6 protein-coding genes are annotated in these 11,253 nt (G+C 71.3%); 5 read left to right on the top strand and 1 reads right to left on the bottom strand.

The window, feature by feature from the left end; genetic code table 11:
- Window positions 1–111: 111 nt before the first annotated feature.
- Window positions 112–3,234, bottom strand: a complete 3,123-nt coding sequence (locus tag ABD747_RS22980; protein ID WP_344809054.1) for an NlpC/P60 family protein — start codon at window positions 3,232–3,234, stop codon at window positions 112–114.
- Between the two features lie 205 nt (window positions 3,235–3,439).
- Between ABD747_RS22980 and ABD747_RS22975 the strand changes: the two genes are divergently transcribed.
- From ABD747_RS22975 to ABD747_RS22955, 5 genes are all read left to right on the top strand, one after another.
- Window positions 3,440–6,055 (top strand): Hsp70 family protein, encoded by a 2,616-nt coding sequence (locus tag ABD747_RS22975; protein WP_344809052.1) that lies wholly within the window; start codon window positions 3,440–3,442, stop codon window positions 6,053–6,055.
- A gap of 94 nt (window positions 6,056–6,149) precedes the next feature.
- Window positions 6,150–6,830 carry a GntR family transcriptional regulator gene (locus tag ABD747_RS22970; protein WP_344809050.1) on the top strand — a complete coding sequence of 227 codons (681 nt, stop codon included), beginning with the start codon at window positions 6,150–6,152 and terminating at the stop codon, window positions 6,828–6,830.
- Between the two features lie 210 nt (window positions 6,831–7,040).
- Complete coding sequence (locus ABD747_RS22965) at window positions 7,041–8,420, top strand: allophanate hydrolase (RefSeq protein ID WP_344809048.1); 1,380 nt, start codon at window positions 7,041–7,043, stop codon at window positions 8,418–8,420.
- Window positions 8,421–8,511: 91 nt separating this feature from the next.
- Window positions 8,512–9,216: a cysteine hydrolase family protein gene (locus ABD747_RS22960; protein WP_344809046.1), complete on the top strand. Its 705-nt coding sequence runs from the start codon at window positions 8,512–8,514 to the stop codon at window positions 9,214–9,216.
- A gap of 17 nt (window positions 9,217–9,233) precedes the next feature.
- Entirely contained in the window at window positions 9,234–10,823 is a 1,590-nt protein-coding gene (locus tag ABD747_RS22955) for a hypothetical protein (protein WP_344809044.1), read from the top strand.
- The last annotated feature ends 430 nt before the right edge of the window (window positions 10,824–11,253 follow it).

The raw sequence follows: 11,253 nt of genomic DNA, 5'->3' as shown, positions 1-11,253 counted from the left end.
GCGGAGTGGAGCAGGTGCCGCCGGCCGGGATGCGGACCGCCACCTCAGCGACCGCGACATCTCTCCACCGGCGGTGGTGGGGCCAGAGCTGGGCACGAGCGGGCGGCTCGGTTAGCTGATTGCCTCGGTGGCATCGCCCGTGGCGGCGCCATGATCGGGCAGCGGGAGCGCATCGGCCGAGCCGGTGTCGGGCAGGCTCGCCGCCTGCTGCTCGCCCAGGCCGTTGCCGAGGCCCGCACCCAGGCCGCCCTGCTGCATCCCGGCGGTCGGGTCGGTGTTCAACGCGGCCATCCCGTTCGCCTGCTGACCGATCCCGTTGCCGTACGTGCCAGTGCCGTACGTGCCAGTTCCATATGTCCCAGTTCCGTACGTGCCAGTTCCGTACGCGCCCGGTCCGTACGCGCCAGTTCCGTACGGGCCCTGGGCGTATCCGGCACCGGCGTACTGCTGGCCTGGGGCGCCCGTCGCGGCAGCGCCGGTGGCCGGTGGCCCTGCTGCCTGGGTCCCGGGGGCTGCCTGGGTACCGGGGGCTGCCTGGGTCCCGGGGGCTGCGGGGCTTCCCGGGGTCCCGTTGGCGGTCGTCCCGGGTGCGGCTCCGCCCTGACCGATGGTCGAGGCGGCGTTCAGCGGGTTGCTGCCGAACTGCACCTCGACCCCGTCGGACACCCCGTCACCGTCGGAGTCGGCCCTCATCGGGTCGGTGCCCAGCGAGGCCTCGGTCGCGTCGGACAGCTGATCGCCGTCGGTGTCGGCCTTGGTCGGGTCGGTGCCCGCGAGTTTCTCGGTCCGGTCGGACAGGCCGTCGCCGTCGGTGTCGGTCATCCCGTTGCGGATGTTCTCCGCGAACTTGCCGGACCCGATCACGCCGGCCACCCCCGGCAGCTGGCCGGGGTCGGTGCCGACCGACAGCTCGGTCGGATCCAGCACCCCGTCGCCGTCGGTGTCCGCCTTCAGCGGGTCGGTATGAGAGACGTACGCCTCGTACCCGTCCGACAGCCCGTCGCCGTCGGTGTCGGCCTTGTGCGGGTCGGTCCCGGCGAGCTTCTCGAAGGCGTCGGTAAGCCCGTCGTGATCGGAGTCGGGATCGTTCGGCGCCGCGCCCGGCAAGGTGCTCGCCGGCCCAGTCAGCGGCCGGCCGGCGTCGATCTGGTACGTCCCCGCCGAGCCGACCTGCCCGTTCGCCACGCCGTTCGTCCCCGCGCCGTTGACGCCAACGCCACCATTGACGCCCGCGCCACCATTGACACCGTTGACACCAGCGCCATTGAGGCCGTTGACTCCCACACCGTTCGTCCCCGAACCATTGGTGCCGGGGACGGCCCTGCCGTTCCCAGTCGTCCCGTTACCGGTCGTGCCGTTCGCCCGCGCGGTCGCGTCGACGGCGGACTGCGCACCGGTGTCGGGGCCGTCCACGGTCTTGGTCGATCCGTACACCCCGGCGCCGGAGTGCGCCGCGGCCCCGGAGACGGAGTCGTCGGCAACCCGGGTCTTGGTGGAGATCGCCTCGCGGTGCGCCTTCAGGCCCTTCTCGTCGGAGATGCCCGGGATGGTGGCCGCGTAGTTGAACCGGTGCTTGGCGGACCACTCACCGACGCCGTACTTGGTGCCCTTGGCCTCGACCGTCCGCCCGTCGCCGAGACTGATCGCGACGTGCGCCTGCCCCGCCGGCAGCCCGCCCGAGGGCTCGCGGGAGAAGTAGAACAGCAGCGCGCCCTTGGTCTTCAGCGCCTGATCGACCGGGATGAGATGGTTCATCCGCTTCAGCTGCATGTACTGGTATTCGGCGGTGCTGTCCAGCTTCACCCCCGCCTGACGGGCGGCCCACTGGGTGAACGACGAGCAGTCGAAGGTCTTGGGATCCTTTGCCGTCGGCGTCCGCGGCGCCCCGTAGACATAGCGGTCGCCGACCTGGTGCTTGGCCGAGGTCAGGAAGATCGACAACTTGTCCTGAGCGTGCCCGTCGCCCGCCGCCGAGGCGGCGGACTCGGTCGAGGCAGTCGGCTGCGCGGCCTGGGCGGCCTGGGCGGCTTGCGCGCTCTGGGCCGCCTGCGCTGCCTCGGCGCTCCGAGCAGCCTGGGCCGCCTGGGCCGCCGCCGCCGCGTCGGCACGGGCCTGGGCCGCGCCCTGCAAGGTCCAAGCCGGTGTCTTGGTGTGGTCGAACGGTCCGCCGGCCGAGCCCAGCGGATCTCCACCGTGCTGGACCTCCATCCCGTCGGTGACCCCGTCTGCGTCGGAATCCGCCAGCAGCGGATTGGTCCCCAGTGCCGCCTCGGTGGCATCGGACAGCCCGTCACCGTCGGTGTCCGCCTTGGTCGGATCGGTGCCGATCATCTGCTCGGTGTGATCGGACAGCCCGTCGCCGTCGGTGTCCTTGGCGGTCCGGACGTTCTCGGCCAGCAGCCCCTCCCCGACGACACCACCGATGCCCGGGATCGTGCCGGCGTCGGTGCCCTGCGCGACCTCGGTCGCGTCGCCGATCTTGTCGCCGTCGGTGTCGGCCGACAACGGATCGGTATGGGAGATGGTTGCCTCGTAGCCGTCGGTCAGCCCGTCGCCGTCGGTGTCGGCCTTCAACGGATCGGTACCGACCATCCGCTCGAACTCGTCGGTCAGGCCGTCGTTGTCGCTATCCGCGGCCACGGTCTGGGTCGCGGCAGGAGTGGCGGCCGCCGTCATCACCCGGCCGGGCGAGCCGGCCGCGGTCCCGTTGACCAGGCTGCCCGCGCCCGCCCCGTTGGCGGCGCCGGTGTCGACGGCCGCGGTGTCGCCCGTCCCCGACAGCGGCCGTCCGGTGTCGATCCTGTCGTACTGGCTCTCGGTCAGCGGCTTGGGCAGCGCGGAGCCGTAGCCGTGCACCCCGCGCGGATCGCCGGCGACGCCGATCTCCTTCTCGACCTTGCCGAGATAGGTCCGGTAGTCGGCCCGGCTGCCCTTGTTCCGATCATGGGTCGTGGTCCACGGCCGCATGTCCAGCCCGTGCCGGCTGATCGCGTACGCCGCCCGCGCGTTCGCCTCGGGATCGTTGAGATTGCCCCACCTGCCGGCCCGGCCCTTGTCCGCATTGACGTTGATCTGCCAGAGCCCCACCGAGTACTCGCCGCGGTCGTTGAGGGCGCCGGTGCGCCCGCCCGACTCGGCCATCGCGATCGCCGTCCAGGTGACGGCCTGGTGCGGAGTGAACCCGGCCGAGCGCGCGGCATCGTAGATCTCGCGGATCGACAGAGTGGTCGACATCGGCTTGGCTCCTCGAGGACGGCGCTCACCGACGGCGCGCGGGCACGCTCCGGCGACGGCTCCACCATTTTACGGCGGCAACGGCGCGACGAGCCCGGCTTTTCTCCCGCTTGGCGGACTGCGCAAGAATGCACTCACCGTCCATCGTTCACCGGTGGCGTGCTCGGCGCACCGGCCGGGCGCCGCCCCTCAACAGAGGCAGCACATGTCCTACCGGCTCGGGGTCGACCTCGGCACCACGTTCACCGCCGCCGCGGTCGGCAATGGTGCGCCACCGACCATGATCGGATTGGGAAACCGGGCGCTGCAGATCCCGTCGGTGCTGTTCCTGACAGACGACGGGACCCTGCTGGTCGGGGAGTCGGCCGAGCGCCGAGGGCTGGCGCAGCCGGACCGGCTGGTGCGCGAGTTCAAGCGGCGGATCGGCGACACCGTTCCGATCTTGGTCGCGGGCCGGCCGTTCTCGCCGCAGGCGCTGACCGCGCGGCTGCTCGCCGAGGTCGTCTCGATCGCGACCGACCGGATGGCCGAGCCACCGGAGCTGGTGGTGCTGACCCACCCCGCGAACTGGGGGCCGTACAAGCTCGAGCTGCTCGACCAGGTGGCCCGGCTCGCGAACGTCCCGCGCTCGTTGCGCTGCCCCGAGCCGCTGGCCGCGGCCGCGCAGTATGCCGCCCAGACCCGGGTCGAGGTCGGCGACACGATCGCGATGTACGACCTCGGCGGCGGCACGTTCGACGCCTGCGTGCTGGAGAAGACACCGACCGGGTTCGTCCTGCTGGGCGCGCCGGAGGGAATCGAGCATCTCGGCGGCATCGATTTCGACGAGGCCCTGTTCCAGCACGTGATCGGGCTGCTCGGTGACCGGCTGGCCGCCATCGATCCCGACGAGTCGGACACGATGGTCGGCCTGGCCCGGCTGCGCCGGGACTGTGTCGACGCCAAGGAGGCGCTGTCCACCGACACCGACACCATGCTGCCCGTCGCCCTGCCGGGACTGTCCACCACGGTGCGGCTGACCCGCGGCGAGTTCGAACAGTTGATCCGGCCCGCTCTCGGCGACACCGTCGCGTCCCTGGACCGCGCGATCCGCGCCTCCGGCCGGACCCCCGAACAGTTGCGGGCGATCGTCCTGGTGGGGGGCAGCAGCCGGATCCCGCTGATCGGTGAGCTGCTGCACCAGTCGTTCCCGACCCCGACCGCGATGGACACCCACCCCAAGCACGACGTCGCGTTGGGCGCGGTTCAGCTGGACCGCGGCGATCCGGCCGCGGTCCCGGTCGGGTTCTCCGAGTCCCCGACCGTACGCACACCGCGGGTCCCGCCGCCGATGCCGTTGCCGGCCCCCCCGGCTCCGGGCGCGCAGGGCCAGCCCGGACGTGCGGCGCCGGGACACGGCGCGGCGTCGCCGGCGGAACCGAGGCGCGCCGCGCAGTTCCCAGGCGCGACGCCGGAGCCGCCCGCCGGCCAGGACACCACGATCCCGTCGCCGGCCGGCCGGCCCGATCAGTTCCCGCCCGACCCGGTTCCGCCCGGACCGCCACCGCCCGGCGCCGGGCCCTACGGCGTGACACCGCCCGGCCAGCCCTCGCCGGGCCAGCCCCCGCCCGGTGGGCCGCCCGGACCGCCGACGACCGGCTCCCCGGAACCGGCACCCGAGCCGGGCAAGCGCAGGCGGCTGATCATCATCGGCGCAGCCGCGGCCGCGGTGGTCGCCGGCATCGTGATCGGGGTCGCGGTGGTCGCGAACCGCGACGGCGGGACCACCGCCGTTCCGCCGCTGTCGGGCAGCACGCTCGGGCCTGCGCCGACCGGTCCGACCTCATCCGGCTCACCGACGCCGTCAGGCTCGCCGACACCGTCGGGACGGGGCCCGCAGACCCCGGCCGGCCTGCCCCGATCGGCTCCGCTCAGCCCGAGCCAGATGCTGATCCAGATGCGGACCGACGACGACGACCACATCTGGGTCGGCGACACCACCCAGCCGCAACCACTGCGCCGCCTGACCAAGGGATCGGGCTCCAACATCGGGATGGACATCTCCCCGGCGTACGACTCGATGATCTACGTCCACGCCGACGATGCCCGAGGGACGAACAGCACGCTGCGGATCGCCGGCGTGCAGCGGCTGGAGGGTGACCGCCGGCTGTTCGCCCGGCCGAAGGGCTGCCAGGTCTACAACCGCCCGGCCTGGAACCCGGTGAACCCGAGCGAGCTGGCCGTGCCCTGCATCGACACCGACCGCCGCTACACGATCTTCGTGATGAACGTCGACGGATCCGTGATCAAGCGGATCACGCCCCCGGCCGGGCTCCCCCGGCTCGGCGACGTTGTCTACACCGCCGACGGCCAGCGGCTCGGTTTCTGGGCCGCCTCCGACGCCGACCGGGCGTTCGACGGAGGCGAGCTCTATACGGTCGCCGTCGGTGGCGGCAAGCCACAGAAGCTGATGCCGAACGAGACTCCGAAGATGAAGGGTAGCGACGCCGATCTGTCGTTCTCTCCGGACGGTCGCTACGTCGCGTTTCGACGGCGGGTCGCCACCTCGCCAGGCAAGCCGGACCAGGCCGACATCTACCGGGTGAACACCGACGGCACGGGACTGAAGCAGCTCACCGACGATCGCGCCGCGGAGCAGAATCCGACCTGGTCGCCGGACAGCACCCAGATCGCGTACAAGAGCGCCGTCGCCGTTCCGGAACTGCCGGCCGCCGACTACCTGAAGATCTTCGTGATGACCGTTGACGGGGACGACCAGCGTCCGCTGTGGACCAAGGGCAAGCTGGGCGAGCAGGCGCTCGCGGCGTGGGCTCCGCGCTGAACCGGCCGGCGCCAAGGCCACCCCCTGACCCGCCCTCCGCAGCGACACACCCTCCTAAACTGAACAGACCATCCCCGGCGAGCGAGGAGAGCAGGTGAGCGAGCGCGCGAGCGAGGCGTTGTACGCCCCGAGTCTGGTCGAGATGACCACGCAGCAGCTGCGCGCGGAGATCCTCTCCGGCGAGCTCGCGCCCGGACAGCGGCTGGTCGAGGAGCAGATATGCCACCGCTTCGCCATCAGCCGGGCCCCGCTGCGCGAGGCCCTGCGGCTACTCGCCAACGAGGGTTTGGTCGAGCACCTGCCGCGTCGCGGCGCGCGGGTGACCGAGCTGTCCGAGCGTGACGTGGACGAGTTGTTCGGTCTGCGTGCGTTGTTCGAGCACTACGCCGTGCGGCAGGCGTTTCCGCTCGACTCGGGCGAGGGGCTCGACCGGCTGGCCGACGTACGGGCTCGGCTCGAGCAGATGAAACAGGCCGACGCCGACCGCGACGAGCTCGGCAAGGACGACGCGCACCGCGCCTTCCACGCCGCGATCGTCGCGCTGGCCGACAACCGTCAGCTCGACCTCGCGATGGAGCCGATCCTGCTCCAGCTGCAACGGCCGATGGCGGCAAACCTCCGGCGAGAAGCTGCCATGCTGAGCCCCCGGGCCGGGATCGAGCGCCACGAACGGCTGCTCGTCGCGCTCGAGACCAATGACCTCGACATCGTGCTGGCCGCGCTGGAGCAGCACGGGTCGCGCCGGTTCCTCGACCCTGCCGGCGCGGTCAGCTGAGCCCACCCCCTGCGGTGCGGGTCGAACCGTTCGGAGCTTCCCCGAGCCGGATCGCGCCGCCGGACGCCAGCCTCGAGCCCGGGAACCGCAGGCTGCGGCCGGCCCCATCCGCGGTCCAGCCATCGCGCTGGCGTAGTTCCGGCGGCGCAGAAACACAGCCGTAACCACCGGTGACCGAGACCGACACGAATTCTGTCGACAATCGACCGCATGGCGTTCTCGTCGCTCATCGCTACCAGCGCCGGGCCCACGCTGGGCCCGACGATCGCCCGGCTGCGGGAGGCGTATCGCAGCGGCGCGACCAGCCCGGACGTCGTCTGCGCGCGGATCCTCTCCACCATCGACACTCGTGGCGAGGACGGCGTCTGGATCAGCCTCGCGACGCTGCCCGACGTGCTCGCTCGCTGCGCCGAACTGGCCGCGACACCCGGCGCAGCCTCTCTCCCGCTCTACGGGGTGCCGTTCGGCGTCAAGGACAGCATCGACGTCGAGGGCTGGCAGACTACGCTGGCCTGTCCCGACTACGCCTACTTGGCGACCGAGACCGCGCCGGTGATCACCGCCCTGCTGGACGCCGGCGCGATCATGATCGGCAAGACCAACCTCGACCAGTTCGCGACCGGACTGAACGGCACCCGGACGCCGTACCCGGTCCCGCACAGCGTCTACGGCGACGACCTGATCTCGGGCGGGTCCAGCTCGGGATCCGCGCTCGCGGTCGCCCTAGGGGACGTACCGATCGCGGTCGCCACCGATACGGCCGGGTCGGGACGGGTGCCGCCCGCGCTGAACGGGGTCATCGGGTTCAAGCCGTCCCGGGGCCTGATCAGCACCGTGGGCCTGGTGCCCGCCTGTCGCTCGCTGGACTGCATCAGCCTGATCGCGGGCACGGTCGACGACCTGGAGACGGTGTTCGACCTGGTCGCGGCCCGGGACCGCCGCGATCCCTGGAACCGGGAGCGATCGCGGCGCAGCGTCGACCCCGCGTCGGTGGTCGTCGGGCTGCCGCCGATGGGTGACCTGGAGTTCTTCGGCGACGACGCGATGGCGGCGGGCCACGCCCGCGCCCGAGCCGTGTGGTCGGAACGCTTCGACGTACGTCCCGTACCGCTGCAACCGTTCCTCGACGCGGGTGAACTGCTCTATTCCGGACCATGGGTGGCCGAGCGCTATCTGGAGTTCGGCGACTTCCTCGCCGAGCACCCGGACGGCGTGCTCCCGGTGATCGCGAAGATCATCGGCTCCGGTGCCGGTTACAGCGCCGTCGACGTCTTCCGCGCCCAGTACCGGCTGACCGAGCTCAAGGCGGTGGTGACCGAGATCTTCGCCACCGTCGATGTGATCGTGCTGCCCACCATCGGCACCACGTTCACCGTTGACGAGGTGCTGGCCGATCCGATCGCCACGAACACGGTGCTCGGCCACTACACCCACTTCGGCAACCTGCTCGACCTGTGCGCGGTGGCGGTGCCCGCCGGCCGGGCAGCCGACGGCCGGCCCGTCAGCTGCATGGTGCTGGGTCCCGCGCTCGCCGACGACGTCGTGCTGAAGGTCGCCGCGACGTTCGCGGGGATGACCGACCGCCTCTGACTCGCCCGACCGGTGAATCCCTGACCGCTGACCCCCCTCGACCGCTGACACCGACGAAGGCCCGATCCGCTCCACCCGTACGGAGGTCTCCATGATCGACGACAGCACTCCCGACCCGACCGTGCCCGCGGTCCCCGGACCGTTCACCCTGCCACCAGGAAAGGTCGCGCTGGTCGTCATCGACATGCAGCGCGACTTCCTGCTGCCCGGCGGCTTCGGCGAGACCCTCGGCAACGACGTCGGCCAACTGGCCGCCGTCGTACCGCCGCTGCAGCGGGTGCTCGCTGCCGCCCGGGCCGCCGGACTGATGATCATCCATACCCGCGAGGGCCACCGGCCGGACCTGGCGGACCTGCCGCCGGCCAAGCATCGCCGGGGGAAGCCGTCGTTGCGGATCGGTGACCCGGGCCCGTACGGCCGGATCCTGATCCGCGGTGAGTACGGCCACGACATCATCGACGAACTGGCCCCCGAGCCCGGCGAGCTGGTGATCGACAAGCCCGGCAAGGGCTCGTTCTACGGCACCGATCTGGACGCGGTGCTGACCGAGGCCGGTATCACGAACCTGATCGTGACCGGCGTAACGACCGAGGTCTGTGTGCACACCACGGTCCGCGAGGCGAACGACCGGGGCTACGAGGTGCTGGTGCTGTCGGACTGCGTCGGGTCGTACTTCCCGGAGTTCCAGCGCGTCGGCCTGGACATGATCGCCGCCCAGGGCGGCATCTTCGGCTGGGTCACCGACTCGGCCGCACTGCTGGAGCAGCTGGCGGCGCCGGCGAGCACGGCCGCCTGAGCATCGAGGAGAGCATCATGAGCATCAAGCTTCCGATCATGAAGGCCCGGACGGCCGGCGGCGGGGACTTCACCGTGCCGTGGTGGACCCGCGGCGACACCAACGCCTTCTTCGGCCTGGCGTTCAACATCTTGGTGAACGTACTCACCCTGACCGGTCTGCTGGTCTTCGTGGTGAAGATCCCGCAGGAACTGGTGCTGGGCAAGGTGCTGCCCGCGCTCGGCATCGCGCTGATCGTCGGCAACGTCTACTACACGTTTCTGGCCAGGCGGCTCGCCCGCAAGGAGCAGCGGCTGGACGTCACCGCGATGCCGTACGGCCCGAGCGTGCCGCACATGTTCATCGTCGTGTTCGTGATCATGCTGCCGATCTATCTCTCCAGCGGAGATCCGATCAAGGCCTGGGAGGCGGGCCTCGCCTGGGCCTTCGTGATCGGCGTGATCGTGCTGATTGGCGCCTTCGTCGGTCCGTGGATCCGCAAGATCACCCCGCGGGCGGCGCTGCTCGGCACCCTGGCCGGCATCTCGGTCACCTTCATCTCGATGCGCCCGGCAGCCCAGATCTGGGAGGCCGCGTGGATCGGGCTGCCGGTGCTCGGCATCATCCTGGTCGGCTTCTTCACCGATCTGAAGCTGCCCGGCAACATCCCGATCGGGCTGGCCGCGCTGCTGGTCGGCACCGCGATCGGCTGGATCGGCGGCTACATGTCGGTGCCGGACGTCACCGCGGCCGCAAGTGACATCGCGCTCGCCGTGCCGACCCTCAACCTCGGGCTCCTGGCCGCCGGGCTCAGCAACATCGCACCGCTGCTGGCCACGGCCATCCCGCTCGGGGTCTACAACTTCCTCGAGGCGATGAGCAACGTTGAGAGCGCGGCGGCCGCCGGGGACTCCTACAACCTGCGCAGCATCCTGATCGCCGACGGCACCGGCGCCATCGTCGGCTCGGCGCTCGGCTCACCGTTCCCGCCCGCGGTCTACATCGGCCACCCGGGCTGGAAGGAGGCCGGCGGCCGGTCCGGCTATTCGATGGCGAGCGGCCTGGTGATCGCGGTGCTCTGCTTCCTCGGCCTGTTCGGGCTGCTGTCCACCATCCTGCCGATCCCGGCGATCGTGCCGATCCTGCTCTACATCGGGCTGCTGATCGGGGCGCAGGCCTTCCAGGCGACGCCCAGCCTGCACGCCGCGGCCGTGGTGGCCGCGATCATCCCGAACATCGCGGCCTGGGGAGCCGGGCTGATCGACAACGCGCTCGCCGCGGCCGGTACGTCGGCGGCGAAGCTCGGCGAGCAGCCGCTGACCGACGCGGGGCTGGTCTATCACGGCCTGCACGTGCTCGGCCAGGGTGCCGTGCTGGCCGGCATCGTGCTCGGCGCGATCGTCACCTTCATCCTGGAACGCCAGCTGGTGAAGGCCGCGATCGCCGCCGGCGCCGGCGCCGCCCTGGCCTGGATCGGCCTGCTGCACGCCGAAGAGGTGAAGTGGGGCGCCGCCCCGCAGGTCGCCCTCGGCTACCTCTTCCTGGCCCTTGTGCTGCTCGGCATCGGCGCCCTGCAGCGCCGCTCCCCCGCCCCGGACCCGATCGACATGCCCGCCCTGACGGAGTAGCACGGTCTCCCCAGCCGGAGCCTCGCTCGGAGCTCTGGCTGGAGCTCTGGCCGGAGGCTTGAGCGGAGCCGAAAATCCCGCCACGGCCGGAATCTCGGGGCGCGTCCGGCCCCAGCCACCCCCAGAATCCAGCCCCGGCCGGAATCTCGGGCCCAGACCAAGCCCGAAGCGCCCCAGAATCCAGCCACGGCCGGAATTTCGAGGCGTGGCCGCCTCCAGCCACCCCCAAAACCCCGCCGCGGCCGGAAACTCGGGCCCAGACCAAGCCCGAGGCGCCCGAAAACCCCGCCACGGCCGGAATCTCAAGGTGGCCGGCGATCCCGACCCAGTGGATGGACTCGTCGTCCGAGTAACCCCGACATCTCCATCCGTTAACGGTCGACCGCTCCCTCTGCCGACAGTTCGCGGATCCGATCGACTCCGCACCCCG

Source organism: Microlunatus ginsengisoli (genome assembly GCF_039537205.1).
Taxonomy (GTDB): Bacteria; Actinomycetota; Actinomycetes; order Propionibacteriales; family Propionibacteriaceae; genus Microlunatus; species Microlunatus ginsengisoli.
Note: the sequence above shows the minus strand (reverse complement) of the source record. Positions and strands in the feature narration are given on the sequence as shown.

Bases quoted from the DNA above. Each gene is read 5' to 3' on its own strand.
- ABD747_RS22960 (WP_344809046.1), top strand. From the start codon at position 8,512: ATGATCGACGACAGCACTCCCGACCCGACCGTGCCCGCGGTCCCCGGA.
- ABD747_RS22975 (WP_344809052.1), top strand. From the start codon at position 3,440: ATGTCCTACCGGCTCGGGGTCGACCTCGGCACCACGTTCACCGCCGCC.
- ABD747_RS22965 (WP_344809048.1), top strand. From the start codon at position 7,041: ATGGCGTTCTCGTCGCTCATCGCTACCAGCGCCGGGCCCACGCTGGGC.
- ABD747_RS22955 (WP_344809044.1), top strand. From the start codon at position 9,234: ATGAGCATCAAGCTTCCGATCATGAAGGCCCGGACGGCCGGCGGCGGG.
- ABD747_RS22980 (WP_344809054.1), bottom strand. From the start codon at position 3,234: ATGTCGACCACTCTGTCGATCCGCGAGATCTACGATGCCGCGCGCTCG.